This is a genomic window from Microcoleus sp. POL10_C6, from assembly GCF_036701585.1.
Classification (GTDB): domain Bacteria; phylum Cyanobacteriota; class Cyanobacteriia; order Cyanobacteriales; family Microcoleaceae; genus Microcoleus.
Map to the genome: position 1 here is coordinate 17,905 of NZ_JAUBRB010000017.1, position 16,545 is coordinate 34,449.

Consider the following 16,545-nt stretch of genomic DNA (forward strand, 5'->3'; position numbering starts at 1 on the left):
CATCTTTCCACCCCCGTGCTAATTCTTGGACTGCCACTTGTCGTACATACGAATTCTCATCAGATTGAGCCATTTGTGTGAGGAAAAGTAAGGTTTCTGGGTCATCTTTCCACCCCCGTGCTAATTCTTGGACTGCCACTTGTCGTACATACGAATTCTCATCAGATTGAGCCATTTGTTTGAGCCAAGGTAAGGTTTCTGGGTCATCTTTCCAAGTAAAGGCGATGGCACTTACTGCTTGAGTGCGAATTTCCATCACTAGACGTGCCCCTTCTCCATCGCGCTTATAATAGTCATTGAGGTCGTACTGGGTTAACTCTTTTAAGCGTTCAAGCAATTGACTCTCAACCCCAGCAATCTCTTTTCTATCCCTTACCTCACCCAAACACTTCGCCGCCAAAAACAGATTGCTGAAGTTTTTGGCTGCCCCATCCTGTTCAATCAAAAACTCAATCAATTTCCCTGTAAACTTTCCCGCAATTAATCCCGCAATCAAGCACAAAACTTCCTGCCAAGATTCATCATCCCAGTGCTTGCCAAAAACATCGCTTTTCAACTCCTCCAGTGAAATTTCTTGTGTCTTCTGAAACCTTTCCACCACCTCCGACGCGCAGAAATATTCCAAAAAAGTTCGATGCACAAACCCATAAGTATCCGCACCCAAATAACATAAAATAAAGTTGCGAGTTCGCAGTTGGTTAATTATCAACTTTGTCCGCTCTTTGGGTAGATCGAAATCTTTATTCTTCAGATATGCTGTGAGGGTATTTTCCAAATCTTCCGCACTAATAATATTGCCAGCCAGCCCTTCAGGTGCTGCTTGCATTTTGTAAGCGACTCGCCGCAGCATTTCTTGCTTATCTTTAGCATCAATAGTTTTGGGATCGAGCCTGCTATCCTCTACTAAAGACCTTTCCACATCCCATTGATACAGCAATACGCGCGAAGCTTGATTGTAAAGTTCCGCCCTGTCTCTCGGCAATTCTTGCCCGCGATTTAAAATGGCCATAATCGTCAACAATAACGGATTACCCGCTAAATCTCGAATCGTTGATGAATACGCTAATGCTCTTTTCATGCGAGCGCGAATTCGCGCTTTTTCCATAGCATTAGTAAAAGTTAATTCGTGCCAGCGGCGAACAAAATCCTGAATTTGTTCCGCATTCAAATCTTGGAGAATAAAGTGATGAAACTCTGCATCTTGCAAGCGTTGAGGTTTGTAACCAATAATCCGAGACGTGACAATCACTCGCACGCGCGGATACTCATTGGTAAACCGATGAATCGCTGTAATTACATCTTCTCGTTTCCCGGGATCGAAAATTTCATCTAACCCGTCGAACATCACCACAGCCTCGCCTGCTTTAAGCTGTTCCTGCAATTGATGCTGATTCAAGTGACAAATTGAACCCGGACTTTGATGAAAAAATTCGAGGAAGTTCTTGCAATGTCCTGATTCCCCGCTGCGAATGTAAGTCCGCAATTCTATTAGCAGCGGAATCGGCTGAGATGTCACGCTATTTAAGGGCGATCGCGCCCAGTTTAATGCTAAATATTGTAACAGAGTAGACTTGCCAGAACCCGGATCGCCTAAAATAACAATGTAGGGATACTTTTGCTTGTCATTGATAACATCTAACACGGATACGATCGGCTGAGAAAAATAACCGCGCCGATATTTCTCTAAATTTTCTAGATCGATCGCGTCTAATTGATTGCTGTCTTGCAGCCGCCGTTGATGTTCTTTAGGAATTTCGTAAGCTTGGGGCAGAAATGATTCGTAAATCGATCGCACATCTTGGAAAATAAAGATTTGCCAAACTTTCAGCTTTTCCCGGTAATCGTAGGTATTGGGATCGACGCTGCTTAAATTGAGATTGCTGTAACGCTCGCACAGAGCTTCTTGATATTGCCTCAAGTCAAAATCGGGGATAATCCCCGCCGTTTCTTGAGTATTTTTCTGAATGCTATCCAGATTTTGAGCAGTCAAAATATCGCGCAAGTCTTTTGAGTCAAAGAGAATTTCTTGAACTTCTGCCAGATACTGAGTCGCGATGGTTTGCCACTTAAATCTTGCGGGTAACGGAGCCAAATTTAGTTGAGTCCAGGTTTGTTCGAGAAGTTCTGCCTCGAGAGATTCGCGATCGCTCTCAAAAGCCTTGCCCAAAATTTCCTTAACAGACTTGTTATTGATAAACTGTTTAACATCTTTAATATACAGCTTTCTTTGCTCTGGGGAAAGTCCGCCAATTTTCAACTGCTGTTCCACCAACTCCAAAAACTTTTTGATTGCTTTGCCCGCTGCGACTTTTCGCGGGTCTTTTTCGCCTAATAAAACGTTTTTCAGGGAATCTTTAAAAAAATCTTTAGCAAAATCCTTCGCGCCGTCTTTGATCAAGTCTTCTAAGATGGGTTGAACGAGAATGCCGACTCCTTGCATCACTCCCCAGAGCAAAAGCCAATCGATCATAAAGCTAGCCCGATAATTAATTTATGTTTATAATATAGCAATTATCAAGGATTGATGAAATTCTCAAAAACTGTAGGCTAATCTCCTGTGATAGCCCCGATAGGTTAGGGTAGTATCAGTTTTCTATCGCTGCGCTGCGATTAGCCTTGATTCCGCCTGATTGTTTCGCCCTACTACCCCTTAGAAATCGGGAAGAGCATCAAAGGTGCGCTTTTTTACAGGGATTTACGGGAGTTCGACTCGGCTATAAGGAGCGATCGACAATTAGCTCTTTTATTCTTGGCGGCGGCTCGAAAATAGTTACATTTTTATATGTTTCTTGTCGATCGCTTGTGCTATACTCTAATAATGGGAGTGTGAGCAATTCTAAGATTAACGCACAGATTCCTATTATTAAATAATACCCGATTTATCGCAAAAAGTAAAGTAGTTTCCCCAAAAAAAAAACAAAAATTTTTGAGATATCATTAAAAAAAGTAAAGCGTAAAATTGGTAAGTGGGCGATAAGAAGGTACAGACAATTATGACATACGACTACGACTTGTTTGTGATAGGTGCGGGTTCCGGCGGATTGGCGAGTTCCAAGCGAGCAGCATCCTACGGCGCAAAAGTGGCGATCGCCGAAAATGACTTAGTAGGCGGAACCTGCGTAATTCGCGGCTGTGTCCCCAAAAAACTGATGGTGTACGCCTCAACATTTTCGCACCTTTATGAAGATGCGGTGGGCTACGGTTGGAGTCCAGTAGAAAGCAGCTTTGATTGGGAAAAACTCGTCACCAGCGTAGACACAGAAGTGCGGCGGCTGAGCAAACTGCACATCAGCTTCCTCGAAAAAGCCGGAGTTGAATTAATTTCAGGATACGCCAAATTTATCGATCCTCACACCGTCGAAGTTGGTGACAGAAAAATCACCGCAGCCAAAATCTTAATTGCAGTCGGCGGAGAAGCGCAAAGAGTCCCAATTGTCGGCATCGAACACGCGATTACCTCTCGCGAAATCTTCCTCCTAAAAGAGCAGCCAAAACGGTTGGCAATTTGGGGCGGCGGCTACATCGGCGTCGAATTTGCTTGCATTATGAACGGGTTGGGAAGCCAAGTAACTCAAATCATCCGCCGTGACTTAATTTTGAACGAGTTCGACACAGAAATTCGCACCAACGTGCAAGAAGGAATGATTAAGCACGGAATAAACATTTTGACAGAAAGCTCGATCAACCACATTGAGAAAACCCCAGAAGGCTTAAAATTAACTCTGTCGGGAACATCCGAAGGAACGCTAATAGTAGACGCGCTGTTGTGCGCTACCGGGCGCAAACCCAACTTGGAAAAATTGGCTTTAGAAAATGCGGGAGTAGAAACAGATAAATGTGCGATCGCAGTTACCAAAGACAGCCGTACCAGTCAGGCGCACATTTTTGCAGTGGGAGATTGCACCAACCGCATCAATTTAACGCCAATTGCGATCGCCGAAGGACGCGCTTTTGCAGATACTGAATTTGGCAACAATCCGAGAGCAATCACTCACGAAAATGTGCCGTCAGCGGTATTTTCCCAGCCGGAAGCTGCTACAGTCGGCTTAAACGAAGTGCAGGCTAGAGCAAAGTTTCCCGACTCAATTAAGTGCTACACAGCCAAGTTTCGACCGATGTTTCACGCTTTGACAGGTGCAGACGAGAAAACTTTTGTCAAGTTAATCGTTGAAACTAATACTGACAGAGTTTTGGGCGTGCACATGGTTGGGAAAGACGCGGGCGAGATTATTCAAGGAATGGCGATCGCTGTTAATATGGGAGCTACGAAGAAAGATTTCGACGCGACTATTGGCATTCACCCATCAACTGCTGAAGAGTTTGTTACTTTGCGGTAAACAGGGCGAAGCCGCCAGGGACTTAAGTCCCTGGCTAATAGCTAAAGTCGGTTAAAACCGACTCAAGAAAACTATTTTGATGAACAGGCAGGATGCCTTTTCCACACAAAAATTAAATTTTCTGGTTGTGGGGAGTAGGGGTTGGGCGTCCCGCCCGCCCAAAAATACAATTTAGATACAAAACAGCTTATTAATGAGTAATTCAACCAAACAAAACAAAATTTTAGCATTCTATCTCGGTCAGCAGCCTGATTCACAAGGTCGGGCGATCGAGGATATTTGGTCGTGGGATTACCAGAAGCTGGAATCCGTGCACAATTACATTCAATGGCTGTTTCCTCTGAGAGAAAAGAGTCGCTTTAATTCCAGTGCTCCGACTTTAAATGATGAGGTAATTCAAGCTTTTAGAACAAGTGAAGAGTTGAAAAATCGCTTACTCCATTCGTTCAATGTCATGCTGGCATTTTACGGGTTGGAATGCCGCGAAGGGGAGAACGCAGAAATTGTAATTGCCAAATCCGCAGAATATTTGTCAAGAAAAAGAGAGTGGATTCAAAAATTTAATCACAACTACCTGCGGCTGACTAGGATTATCACAAGTTTGACAGAGTTGGGATTGAAAAATTACGCTTTAGCTCTTTTCAAATGTTTAGATGAACTCTATAATGAAGATCCAAAAAGTATTGGTTTAGAGACTTATACTTATTGGAAAAATGCTATAAATAGTTAGAACTCACATCTTGTATTCTTGTTAAGAACGGGCAAGATGCCCGTTCCACAATAAAATTGAGTTTTGTGGAACAGGTCTCTTGCCTGTTAGGGGCGGGCTAGAAGCCCAACCCTTACTCCCCACAAAAAAATTTATTTAATTTTTGTGGAACAGGCATCTTGCCTGTTGCTGACATTGGTGCAGTTTTTTACCCCAAGCGGATTCATGCTCAAAATAATATTTTAAATTATTTGAACCTTTTTCGCGATCGTCCTGTCTAAACACTTCAGATAACGAACTGGTGGGGGAGACTTCACAGGTGTTAGCTGTGTCAGCCAATGTTTTAATCGATAACTGTTCCGACTCGGACTTAGTTGCTGAATGTTTAAAGGGCGATCGCACCTGCTTTCGCCACCTTTACCAACGCTACCAACACAAAGTCAGGTCAACCCTTTACCAACTCTGTGGGCCGTCGCTGCTTGACGACTTAACGCAAGAAGTATTCCTGCGAGTGTGGAAAGGATTGCCAAAACTCAAGCACCAAGACAACTTTTCTACTTGGCTTTATCGAATCACTTGGAATGTGGCTTCTGACCAAAGACAAGCAGTTGCTAAGCAGCATTCTTTTGATTCCAAACTCAAAAATCAAGAACAAATGGATCGGATTGTTGTCACAGATCGTACCTCTGACTTGATGCAGTTGCACTATCAAGATTTAGTGCAGCGAGGATTGGAGAAATTGAGCTTTGAACACCGCAGCGTTTTGGTGCTGCACGACTTAGAAGACATCCCGCAAAAAGAAGTAGCTCAAATTTTGGGACTGCCGGCGGGAACCGTCAAATCTCGCGTGTTTTATGCCCGAAATGCTGTGCGGCAATTTTTGCAAAAAGAAGGTGTCAGCGAGCTATGAATAATCCAAGCAGCGACCAAGAGTTAGTTAATTTCTTGAAGCAACATCGCCCAAATCTTCCTGAAGCTGCACCAGATTTAGAGCGAAAACTCCTAGCAGCAATCGAAAGTAATCAGGCGAGTGTTTTCCATGAAAATCACCGCCAAAAAACGCGATTACTTGCGTCAGCCAAGTCTGATAACAGGTTAAAAATATTCTCTGTTTCTAAGTGGGGTTTGTCGTCTGCAATTGCTGCTATTTTGCTAGTTTTTTGGTCTGGCTACCGTCCCTTTAATACTGCACAATTGCCAGATGAGGAAACAGCTAAGTTAGAAGCATTTTTAGTTACTAACTGGGAGGGTGTCCTCCATGATTCTACCCAAGAAAGTATGACCGATCGCTCGCAAACAGACTGGTTGAATGTCAGCCCTGGTGCTGACAGCCAAGCGCCAACAAATAAGTAATATCAAAGAGGTAATTTTCATGTCAATTCGTCGTATTTCTGCCCTAGCAGTTTTAATGCTGACTCTCGGTAGTACAGCCGCAGCAATAGCAGTTCCTCATCCCCTCGAACCGGAAACATTTGCACAAAATCAGCGACCAAATCGACCTGCTGGCAAGGAAGGCGGGATGTTCGAGAAACTGAATTTAAGCGCTGACCAAAAGCAGCAAATGCAAGCAGTTCGCGATCGCTACAAAGACCAAGTTTCCCAGCGGATGCAAGCAATCCGCCAAGCGAGACAAGAATTGGAAACGATGATGTCCGGCACGGCAAATGCCAGCGAAATGCGCGAAAAACACCGTCAAATAATCGGATTGAGGCAGCAGTTGGAAGAGGTGCAATTTGAAAGTACACTCGCAATGCGAGAAGTGCTCACAGCCGAACAGCGCAGCCAATTAGCTCAAATGATGCAGCAGCGCCGACAAAATGCTAAAAATCGGATGCAAAACGGTCAAAAACCGCAGTAATAGTTCCATTTTGTTCACGGCTTATTAGAGCCCCGACTTCTTAAAGAAGTCGGGGCTCTGGGTGTTATACTTAATATTTGTTGTTAAATATCAATTACTGAATGAATTTAAAAAACCATTCGAGTTACATTTATTTACACGGATTTGCATCAAGTCCCGATTCCCTTAAGGCAAAATATTTCCGTGATCGCTTTTCGTCCCTAGGAATTGACCTAAAAACTCCCGATCTCAATCAAAACAATTTTTCCGGTCTCACCCTCACCCGCCAGTTGCAGCAAATAGAAACAGAATTTCTGCAAACCCCATCCTCCCCATCGGCCGATAAGGTAAAACAATTAGGGGGAGTTACAATAATTGGGTCGAGTTTTGGGGGACTGACCGCGGCTTGGTTGACCCAGCGACAATTGTCAGTAAAGCAAATAGTTTTGTTAGCGCCAGCTTTTGACTTTATCTCCCACTGGCTGCCACTGTTGGGACAGCAACAGTTAGAAAAGTGGCAGTGTGAGAAATATTTGCCCGTTTACCACTACGGCGAACAGCGTTATCTGCCACTGAATTATCAGTTTGTGGCAGATATGGCTCAATACCCTGAAGAAAAATTAATTCGATCAGTCCCTACGTTAATTCTTCACGGCAAACATGATACAATAATACCGATTCAAGCTAGCAGAAATTTTGCCGCTAACCGTCCCTGGGTGCAATTAATCGAATTAGAAGACGATCATTCTTTGGGAAATGTCCTAGCGGAAATTTGGGAAGCGATTCAAAAGTTTTGCCAATTCAAAAATTAAAATTTTACCAACTTGCAAGTCTCAACAATCAAATGACTGAACAAGATCGATCGACTCGCACCTTAGCCGTGGATATTGGCGGAAGCGGCATCAAAGTTATGGTTTTGGACAATGAAGGCGATCCCCAAACGGAACGCAGCCGTTTAGAAACGCCTCAACCACCGAAACCCGAACCCGTACTAGAGGCGATCGCCTCTTTAGCCAGCGGACAAGGAGAATTTGACCGAGTATCCGTCGGTTTTCCTGGAGTCGTGCGTCTAGGCGTCATAAAAACCGCAGTGAATTTAGATCCGTCTTGGATAGATTTTGACTTACAAACTACTCTCAAAGATCGCTTGGGAAAACCTGTGCGAGTGGCTAACGATGCCGATATTCAAGGATTGGGAGCAATTGCTGGGACGGGGGTAGAATTAGTAATTACCGTTGGCACCGGTTTTGGTTCTGCCTTATTTGTCGATGGGATCTTGGTGCCAAATCTAGAGTTAGGACATCACCCGTTTCGCAAAGGGGAAACTTACGAACAGCAATTAGGGCGATCGGCATTAGATACAGTCGGTTCCAAAAGATGGAATCGCCGTCTGGAAAAAGCGCTCACCTATCTGCAATATCTCTTTAACTGCGATCGCATTTACATCGGCGGCGGCAATACTAAAAAGATTGTTTTTGAGTTACCGCCGCAGGTTAAAATAGTACCAAATGTGAGCGGCTTATTGGGTGGCATTGCTTTGTGGCGGGATTGAATAAACTTTGTGGCCAAAATTCCCATCAATATCAAAGAAACCGGATTTTTTGCTCGGATTAAAGGCAATAATCCAGTCTTTCGGTAAAAAACCCGGTTTCGGAATCCACGACGGTTGATTTCTTTTTTGGCTTGTGCGACCGCCGTTTAAACAATTATTCGCCCATCGGATCGCGGTAGCGTTTGGGTTCATCCTTGCGAAACAGATTCGCCAAACCGAGGATGCCCAACAAACCCAAAGCACCCCAATGATTGTTGTCTTCCTTGCTTTCTTGAAAGGGAGTTCTGTCTAGAACAACTCCATTAGACTCAGTATTGTTCTGGGCCGGAGCTGACTCCGTTTGAGCTGAGGCAGGCATAGCTGAAGGGAGAACAGCCAAACTCAAAGCTATGAGGGTAGCGGCGGCATTTTTAGATATATCGGAAGGCTTGACTTTCATACTTGGTTTCCACATATTAGCAGTTACTTTCTAAGAATAATCAATTGGCCACAGCCGACGCATCAATCGATCGACAGAAACTAAATCCCGCATCTCCTCTTGCTTTCGAGATAGAACAAGCTCTATGCTAAGTTCAGATGCTTCTAAGCAGATTATCTAAAATAAAAAGTCGTAAACTATACCATGCTTCCCTTTATCCGAAAAGATTTAGCCGAACTTACCGCATACACTCCCCATCCGGGCGGCACATCAGGAGAACCAGCGCACTCCGAAAGTGCGATCGATCGCCTCGATACCAACGAATGCCCCTACGACTTGCCAGAAGAATTAAAAAAAAAGCTAGCTTGGACTTACCAGCAGTTAATTGAGACAAATCGCTATCCCGACGGAGGCCACGCAGCGCTCAAAGAGGATCTCGCCCAATACGTCAATGAATCAATCACAATCCCCCCGCTAGAGGGGGTTACACTGCCAAAAACCGCCATTACAGCCGACAATATTTCTGTGGGTAACGGTTCCGACGAACTAATTAGATCCCTCTTAATAGCTACTTGTTTAAGCGGTAAAGGCTCTATTTTGGTAGCGAATCCTACATTTTCGATGTATGGAATAATGGCCCAAACCCTCGGCATTCCCGTTGTGAGTGTTCAGCGGAAAGAGGAGAATTTTGAAATCGATATCGAGGCGGCTAAAAGGGCGATCCTCTCCGTTGGGGTAGCCCCCGTAGGGGCGGGGTGCGCTAACGACCAAAATCAAAATCCCCCCGTGCGCGCCGTCTTTGTCGTTCATCCCAATTCCCCTACAGCCAATGCTTTGACAACCGATGAAATAGAATGGTTGTCAACTTTACCCGAAGAGATATTAGTAGTAATTGACGAAGCCTATTTTGAATTCAGCCAAAATACTTTAGCACACCAATTGCACCAGCACCCGAATTGGATTATTTTACGCACATTTTCCAAAGCATTTCGACTGGCCTCAATGAGAGTCGGATATGCGATCGCCCATCCCGAACTCACAGCCACCTTAGAAAAAATCCGTCTCCCCTACAACCTTCCCAGTTTCTCGCAAACAGCAGCCGAGTTAGCCCTAGCGCAGCGGCAGTTATTGCTAGCAACCATTCCCGAAACTCTATCAGAAAGAGCCAAATTAATTGCAGCGCTAACTCAGCATCAAAAATTGCAAGTTTGGCCGAGTGCGGCTAACTTCGTTTACCTGCGGGTGAAAGCTGGCGATGGCGAATCTGCTGAACAGGAACACAAACAAATCATGCAGCAGCTAAAAGATCGAGGTACTTTAATTCGGCATACTGGAGGAGGTTTGCGAATTACGGTGGGCAGTCCCGAGGAAAATCAGCGAACAGTCGATCGAATAGGAGAAATTTTTGACAACTCATAATATTCGGTATCCAGTTTCTGCTTAACACAAAAATAACATTGGAGAAGATATATATGCTTCAAGGAAAGGTTTTACGGGTTGCTCGTCCAACGGATTGCCTCGATCGAGTTGTTCATTTTTACACAGAGGGTTTAGGGCTGCAAATCCTCGATCGTTTTGAAAACCATGAAGGTTTTGACGGAGTAATGGTTGGAATGCCAGGAGAAAGCCACCACTTTGAATTCATCCATCAACGGGGACATATTGTAGGTGGCGCTCCAACTCAAGACAATCTTATCGTCTTTTACCTTCCTAACCAACAAGAATGGCAGCAGGCTGTTGAGCGAATGAAAGCCAGTGGATTTGAGCCTGTAAACTCCTACAATCCCTACTGGGACAAAGATGGAGTTACCTTTGAAGACCCAGATGGCTATCGAGTCGTTTTGCAGAATGCCGAGTGGAGCTTGTAGCAGCGCGATCGCAGCATAAGGTATCTACACCAATTTATAACTGATCATTTCCTTGCCGTGCCGCCCGAATAGTCTGGGGAAATACGCCTACTAAAAGTGCCAAAGCTTCATCGGGAATTTGTGCCACCGTTTCCGAATCCAAATATTGTTCAAACTGAGTTAAAACCATTTGTGCGCGTTCCAAAGCTGTCGGCTTTGCCGTTAACTGTTCCATTAACCGCACCCACTGCCGCCGAATTCCAAAAGCTTTCTGTATTTCTTCGGGAGATTGAGGGCAAACCAAACAAAAATCGCCCACGGGAATTACCTGCTGAGAGTCAACCTCAAAAGCGCCGCCAACGGCAGCCCCAGGCCCGGCAAACTCCGCGTGGAAACGTTTAATCAAAATTAGACCGTTCCGGCGACGGCTATCTATCATCAACAGCTTGCCGCTGTTGATTTCTGCGAGAATATCAGAGGAGTGGGGGTGTTCTGTCAAATCTGTGCCAAGGTTTCGATGTCGCAAGTCCGGGCCAGCAGAAAGGCCGGCGCGGACAATATAATTAGAGGTAAGATTAGAGCTGGATGAAGTATCGACTTTTTTCTCATCCCGCTGCAGATCGAGATTATTCATTTAAAGTTATAAATTAATACTGTCACAAGGTGGTAGTTTGAGCGCGATCGAATATCAAATGCAGGTAGAACAAGCAGTAGACACCCTCAAAGCGGATCTCCCGACGCTGTTTGAGAAAGACATCTCCTACGACATCTACACAAAAGATGTTTATTTTCAAGACCCTGTTAACAAATTTAAAGGAAAAATCAACTATCGCATTATCTTTTGGACTCTGCGATTTCACGGCCAGCTATTCTTTAACGAGATTCACTTTGACCTGCACGACGTAGGTCAGACAGCCCATGATACTATTGTGGCAAATTGGACTGTTCGCGGGACACTGCGGGTTCCCTGGAAAGCTCGGATTTTTTTTAACGGCTACTCTACTTATAAACTGGATAAAGACGGCTTAATTTACGAACATATCGACACCTGGGACAGAGAGCCCGGAGAGATTTTAAAGCAGTTTTTCCGCAAGGGGGAGGAGGCGACCCAAGTATAAGCCCAAAAGGTCGATCGCGCCCAGCCATCAGAGCCGGCAACCGAATTTAACTTATAATGGCTCAAATAATCATCATCCCTCCGATTCATTTTCTGCTATTTGTAAATTGCTAAAATGATCGTCGCCACAGATTTATTTTCTGCTATTTGCACTCCTGAAAAACATCATGCCTGATATTGTCGAGACTGTCACCAAGGCCGGCTCTTTCAAAACACTCGTGACTGTTATTGAAGCGGCTGGTTTGTTAGATTTATTGCAAAGTCCGGGCCCCTACACCGTCTTAGCACCAACTGACGAGGCCTTTGCCAAAATTCCTACGAACACTATTACGTCTTGGTTGGAAGACATACCCAAGCTCAAGAAAATTCTGACTTATCACATTCTGTTTGGAGAGGTACTAACTGAGAACTTACTTGAGTTAAGTTCTGCTGAAACAGTGGAAGGTTCTGTGGTGGGAATTGATACTTCTGAGGGCATTAAAGTGAATGATGCTAAAGTTCTCACTTCAGATATTCTTGCCGACAATGGCGTCATTCATATCATTGATTCGGTGCTACTACCAGCAATGGTTGCAGCCGAATAAAACTTGCGGCATCTCTAAATTTAGTAGGGTGCTTATCGGCGCACCTTAAATTTTAAGCTAGAGAACTTACGCAAGTGTCACAATTAGTAAGGTGGGTCAGAGTCCAAACCCTAGATCGTCCGTCCATCAATCGGTCTGACACACCCTACAAGTCGATTGGATCGTGACACTTGCGTAATTGCTGAACTAATTATCCGAACCTAAAATCAATCCTGAGCGCGCCGGCAGCATCAATTCTAAAAGGCGAGTTTCCCCGTCACCTTTCCAAACAAACTCGCCTTTCCCAAACAGCAATTTATCGTGAGGAGATTTCAACTTAGCTGGCTCAAAGCTAATATTAGCTGCTTCTGTCGCGACATTGACAGCAACAACTATTTCCTCATCCCCCAAAATTCTGGCAAAAACGTAAACCGTTCCCTCAGCAAACAGAATTTGGTACGAACCAGTGCGGAGGGCAGCGTATTTGTGCCGCAAAGCTATCAACTGCTTGTGGTAATCTAAAACATCAAGTTCCCAGTGACCTTGTAAGGGGAAACCGCGGCGAGAATCGGGATCTAGAGCACCGGGCAAACCAACTTCATCGCCGTAGTAAATGCTGGGAGCTCCAGGAAAAGTTAACAGTAGCAAAGTAGCAAGTTCGACGCTAGCTTTATCGCCTCCTGCAATTGTTAACAACCTCGCAGTATCGTGACTGGCCAACAAATTAAGTTGAGTTAGCTGTATCGGCCACGGGTACAGTTCCAAAACGTGCTGAATTTTGTCGCCGTACTCTTTAGCAAAAAGCGGCGGATAGGGATGGTAAGCACGGCCTTCAATTTGAGTTAAATCTACCCTGTCCCCCGCTGCAAAAGCAATAGTCGGTGCAGCAAAAAGATAATTCATCACGCCGTCAAATTGAGTGCCGTCGAGCCATTCTCTCGCATCTTCCCAAACTTCGCCGACAATGTAAGCTTCGGGATTAACTGCTTTAACTCGGTCTCGAAATTCCTGCCAAAATCCTGGGTTTTTAATTTCAAAAGGAACGTCCAGCCGCCAGCCATCGACGCCGAATTTAATCCAATATTCGGCGATTTCCATGATGTATTCTCGCACTTCTGGATTGTCGTGATTGAATACAGGAAGGGCTCGATTCCCATCCCAACCGGCATAATTAGCAGGAAAATTGCCGTCGTAGGCCGATAGCGGCCAGCCTTCAATCTTAAACCAATCTACCCAAGGAGAATGGGGGCCGTTTTCGAGGATATCATGAAAGAAGAAAAAGCCACGGCTGGCATGGTTGAATACGCCGTCGAGAACGATTTTGATATTGCGATCGTGGGCAGCGTCTAGAAGCTCTTTAAAAGCCGGATTGCCACCCAACATCGGATCGACTTGATAGTAGTCGTGGGTGTGGTAGCGGTGATTGCTGGCCGACTGAAATATGGGGGTGAAATAAATTGCGTTAATTCCTAAGTCTTGCAAGTAGTCTAGCTCTTCCATCACGCCCCACAAGTCTCCGCCTTTGTAGCCTTGCAGGGTGGGAATTTCGTGCCATTCTTCCCACATGAAGTTTTGCAGCAGGCGTTTGCGAGGCTGTTTGCTTTTGGCGAAGCGATCGGGGAATATTTGGTAGAATACCGCGTGTTTAACCCAGTCCGGCGTTTGAATTTGCATACACTTTTTCTCGCTTTTACGGCTTAGGCTACAGTAGCAGAGGTTTCTAGGGGATCTAACTTTTGGTAGAGAATAGACATTTTATCCCTTTTTGTCGATCGACAAATTGTAAAATATTACACCAATTTGCCGTCAATGTAAGATTGAAAACTGACTCTACCTAGAAGAAATTTATCGTCCCGACGGGCGGCGCTTCCTGAGTGCTGTGGAGTCGGACAAACTCAGATAACAGGAACGCCCGCAAAAAAAAACCGGCTCAAACTCAAGCAGAACCAGAGTGCACTTTGGGCCCCTACAGAGCGTCAGCGGGCGTGGCGGTGCATCGCTACGTGCCTTGAAAAAGAACAACAGCGCCATGAGCCTCGATCGAGAAATTGTGAAAATGGGGAATTTACCCAAAAAACTTGTTATTAACAGCCAAAACCCCGAACCTTATTCTTTCCTTAAACTGCCTTTATTTATTGAAAGGTATTTTAACTCACAACTCAAAAATTTTTTAAATATCCATAGGGATTGATGGGTATTTTAACTCACAACTCAAAACTCCTAACTCCAGCCCCGGACACACTCCAACTCTTCTAAACCGGATTTTTTAACTCTTATTGAGAGTTTGAAGAAGTATTTGGATTAAACAACCTGGTTTCTGTGTAAGCGACTCAACTCCTAACTCAAAACTCAAAACTTCCTTGCTCCCCCCCCTTGTCAAGAAGCCCTCACCATCCGACACTGTACTTGGAGAGTTAATCGACCCTAGGGAGAAAGTTCCTTGAAAAAAGTTTTAGCCATCATCCTCGGTGGCGGTGTAGGCACCCGCCTTTACCCCCTAACCAAACTGCGAGCCAAACCCGCAGTTCCCCTCGCAGGCAAATATCGCCTCATCGATATTCCTGTCAGCAACTGCATAAACTCGGAAATAGTCAAAATCTACGTCCTCACCCAATTCAACTCGGCATCCCTCAACCGTCACATCTCTCGCACCTACCAGTTTTCCGGCTTCACCGAGGGATTTGTCGAGGTGCTCGCCGCCCAGCAAACTCAGGAAAACCCCAACTGGTTTCAAGGGACAGCCGATGCAGTTCGCCAATATCTCTCGCTGCTAGAACAGTGGGACGTTGATGAATACTTGATTCTTTCGGGCGATCACCTCTATCGCATGGACTACCAGAAGTTTGTGCAGAGACACCGCGAAACCAACGCGGATATCACCCTCTCGGTTTTGCCTATGGACGAGAAGCGGGCGTCGGATTTTGGTTTGATGAAAATCGACGACACCGGCCGCATTGTTTCTTTCAGCGAAAAGCCAAAAGGCGATGCGCTCAAACAAATGCAGGTGGATACTACTACACTGGGATTGACAGCGCAGCAAGCTCAGGAAAGTCCTTACATTGCTTCGATGGGGATTTACGTCTTCAAAAGAGAAGTTCTGATTAAACTCCTGAAAGAATCTCCAAACCAAACTGATTTTGGTAAAGAGATAATTCCGAATTCTTCAAAAGACCACAACGTTCAAGCTTATTTGTTTGACGATTATTGGGAAGATATCGGAACCATTGAGGCTTTTTACGATGCTAACTTGGCTCTGACAAAACAGCCTCAGCCGCCTTTCAGTTTCTACGATGAAAAGGCGCCAATTTACACTCGCCCGCGTTTCTTGCCGCCGACTAAGCTTTTAAATACTCACGTCACTGAATCGATTATTGCTGAAGGCTGCATTCTCAAAGAGTGCCGGATCGACCATTCTGTGTTGGGAGTTCGATCGCGCATTGAAGCTGGATGTACGATTCAAGACACCCTGGTCCTGGGTGCTGACTTCTACGAACCCGACGCCGAACGGCATTCGAGTTTGGACAACGGCGGCGTCGCCCTTGGTATCGGTGCAGATACTACAATTCGCCGCGCGATTGTGGATAAAAATGCTCGCATCGGCCGCAATGTTCAAATAATTAATAAAGACCGAGTGGAAGAAGCCAACCGCGAAAACCAAGGTTTTTACATCCGCAGTGGCATTATCGTAGTTCTGAAAAATGCCACGATTCCTGATGGAACTATCATTTAGTTATTAGTCATTAGTCATTAGTCGTCAGTCATTAGTTTTTTAAGTTAAAATCTGTTACCTGCTTTTCAAGTGACTGATGATAAATAATGAAATTAGTGACAGATCACCAATGACCGATGACTGATGACTGATGACGAAATTCATTCTTTTTTTTGTTGATTATTAATTCCCACCGCTGATGCGAGTTTGTCGAAATACTTGGCTTTATTCAAAGGCTCGCGCATTATTAATAAGCGACAGTCTCTGTTACTGTCTGCCGCGATACAGATATGTCCGCTCGCCTGCGTCTGGCGAATAGCTTCTGATTCTTGTATTTGCGCTGGTAGCACGACTGACAAATGCGCTGCCCGTTTCTGAGCACCACAGCACTCTCGGAACTATCTTTCCAATCGTCGCAGCAGCCACAAGGCCAACTTAGCAAATAATTCATAATGT

Annotated in this window: 17 protein-coding genes; 12 read left to right on the plus strand and 5 right to left on the minus strand. The window is 44.9% G+C overall.

The window, feature by feature from the left end; genetic code table 11:
• The coding region (locus QUA34_RS11645) for an NACHT domain-containing protein (RefSeq protein WP_333386704.1) at positions 1 to 2,470 on the minus strand (2,470 nt) is incomplete at its 3' end.
• Between the two features lie 523 nt (positions 2,471 to 2,993).
• Between QUA34_RS11645 and gor the strand changes: the two genes are divergently transcribed.
• The 7 genes from gor (at position 2,994) to QUA34_RS11680 (ending at position 8,435) form a co-directional block, all read left to right on the plus strand.
• A complete protein-coding gene (gene gor / locus QUA34_RS11650; protein WP_333386707.1) occupies positions 2,994 to 4,337 on the plus strand; it encodes a glutathione-disulfide reductase in 1,344 nt (447 codons plus the stop codon).
• Positions 4,338 to 4,530: 193 nt separating this feature from the next.
• Positions 4,531 to 5,067 carry an opioid growth factor receptor-related protein gene (locus tag QUA34_RS11655; RefSeq protein ID WP_333331434.1) on the plus strand — a complete coding sequence of 179 codons (537 nt, stop codon included), beginning with the start codon at positions 4,531 to 4,533 and terminating at the stop codon, positions 5,065 to 5,067.
• Positions 5,068 to 5,365: 298 nt separating this feature from the next.
• Complete coding sequence (locus QUA34_RS11660; protein ID WP_333311539.1) at positions 5,366 to 5,956, plus strand: sigma-70 family RNA polymerase sigma factor; 591 nt, start codon at positions 5,366 to 5,368, stop codon at positions 5,954 to 5,956.
• Positions 5,953 to 6,399, plus strand: a complete 447-nt coding sequence (locus QUA34_RS11665) for a hypothetical protein (protein WP_333331431.1) — start codon at positions 5,953 to 5,955, stop codon at positions 6,397 to 6,399. Before QUA34_RS11660 ends, QUA34_RS11665 begins: the two co-directional genes overlap by 4 nt.
• A gap of 19 nt (positions 6,400 to 6,418) precedes the next feature.
• A complete protein-coding gene (locus QUA34_RS11670) occupies positions 6,419 to 6,904 on the plus strand; it encodes a Spy/CpxP family protein refolding chaperone (protein WP_333331428.1) in 486 nt (161 codons plus the stop codon).
• A gap of 101 nt (positions 6,905 to 7,005) precedes the next feature.
• Positions 7,006 to 7,695 carry a YqiA/YcfP family alpha/beta fold hydrolase gene (locus QUA34_RS11675; protein WP_333386710.1) on the plus strand — a complete coding sequence of 230 codons (690 nt, stop codon included), beginning with the start codon at positions 7,006 to 7,008 and terminating at the stop codon, positions 7,693 to 7,695.
• Between the two features lie 32 nt (positions 7,696 to 7,727).
• Positions 7,728 to 8,435 carry an ROK family protein gene (locus QUA34_RS11680; protein WP_333084494.1) on the plus strand — a complete coding sequence of 236 codons (708 nt, stop codon included), beginning with the start codon at positions 7,728 to 7,730 and terminating at the stop codon, positions 8,433 to 8,435.
• Between the two features lie 154 nt (positions 8,436 to 8,589).
• Here the strand turns inward: QUA34_RS11680 and QUA34_RS11685 are convergent, their stop codons facing one another.
• A complete protein-coding gene (locus QUA34_RS11685) occupies positions 8,590 to 8,874 on the minus strand; it encodes a WGxxGxxG family protein (RefSeq protein ID WP_333386713.1) in 285 nt (94 codons plus the stop codon).
• Positions 8,875 to 9,057: 183 nt separating this feature from the next.
• Between QUA34_RS11685 and QUA34_RS11690 the strand changes: the two genes are divergently transcribed.
• Both QUA34_RS11690 and QUA34_RS11695 read left to right on the plus strand, forming a co-directional pair.
• Complete coding sequence (locus QUA34_RS11690; RefSeq protein WP_333331417.1) at positions 9,058 to 10,272, plus strand: histidinol-phosphate transaminase; 1,215 nt, start codon at positions 9,058 to 9,060, stop codon at positions 10,270 to 10,272.
• A 53-nt stretch (positions 10,273 to 10,325) separates the two neighbouring features.
• Complete coding sequence (locus QUA34_RS11695; RefSeq protein WP_333084490.1) at positions 10,326 to 10,721, plus strand: VOC family protein; 396 nt, start codon at positions 10,326 to 10,328, stop codon at positions 10,719 to 10,721.
• Positions 10,722 to 10,755: 34 nt separating this feature from the next.
• On the opposite strand, the gene QUA34_RS11700 is transcribed toward QUA34_RS11695, so the two are convergent.
• Positions 10,756 to 11,334, minus strand: coding sequence for a hypothetical protein (locus tag QUA34_RS11700; RefSeq protein ID WP_333386717.1), 579 nt, complete (start codon positions 11,332 to 11,334; stop codon positions 10,756 to 10,758).
• Positions 11,335 to 11,392: 58 nt separating this feature from the next.
• Here QUA34_RS11700 and QUA34_RS11705 point away from each other — a divergent pair, with 58 nt between their 5' ends.
• Together QUA34_RS11705 and QUA34_RS11710 are read left to right on the plus strand one after the other, a co-directional pair.
• A complete protein-coding gene (locus QUA34_RS11705) occupies positions 11,393 to 11,818 on the plus strand; it encodes a DUF2358 domain-containing protein (RefSeq protein WP_333386838.1) in 426 nt (141 codons plus the stop codon).
• Positions 11,819 to 11,984: 166 nt separating this feature from the next.
• Entirely contained in the window at positions 11,985 to 12,401 is a 417-nt protein-coding gene (locus QUA34_RS11710; RefSeq protein WP_333386719.1) for a fasciclin domain-containing protein, read from the plus strand.
• Between the two features lie 186 nt (positions 12,402 to 12,587).
• On the opposite strand, the gene QUA34_RS11715 is transcribed toward QUA34_RS11710, so the two are convergent.
• Complete coding sequence (locus QUA34_RS11715) at positions 12,588 to 14,054, minus strand: glycoside hydrolase family 13 protein (protein ID WP_333386722.1); 1,467 nt, start codon at positions 14,052 to 14,054, stop codon at positions 12,588 to 12,590.
• 766 nt (positions 14,055 to 14,820) lie between these two features.
• On the opposite strand from QUA34_RS11715, the gene QUA34_RS11720 reads away from it, so the two are divergent.
• Positions 14,821 to 16,110 (plus strand): glucose-1-phosphate adenylyltransferase, encoded by a 1,290-nt coding sequence (locus tag QUA34_RS11720; protein WP_333386724.1) that lies wholly within the window; start codon positions 14,821 to 14,823, stop codon positions 16,108 to 16,110.
• A gap of 226 nt (positions 16,111 to 16,336) precedes the next feature.
• Here QUA34_RS11720 and QUA34_RS11725 read toward each other — a convergent pair whose 3' ends face one another.
• Complete coding sequence (locus tag QUA34_RS11725) at positions 16,337 to 16,540, minus strand: hypothetical protein (protein ID WP_333084483.1); 204 nt, start codon at positions 16,538 to 16,540, stop codon at positions 16,337 to 16,339.
• Positions 16,541 to 16,545 lie beyond the last annotated feature (5 nt).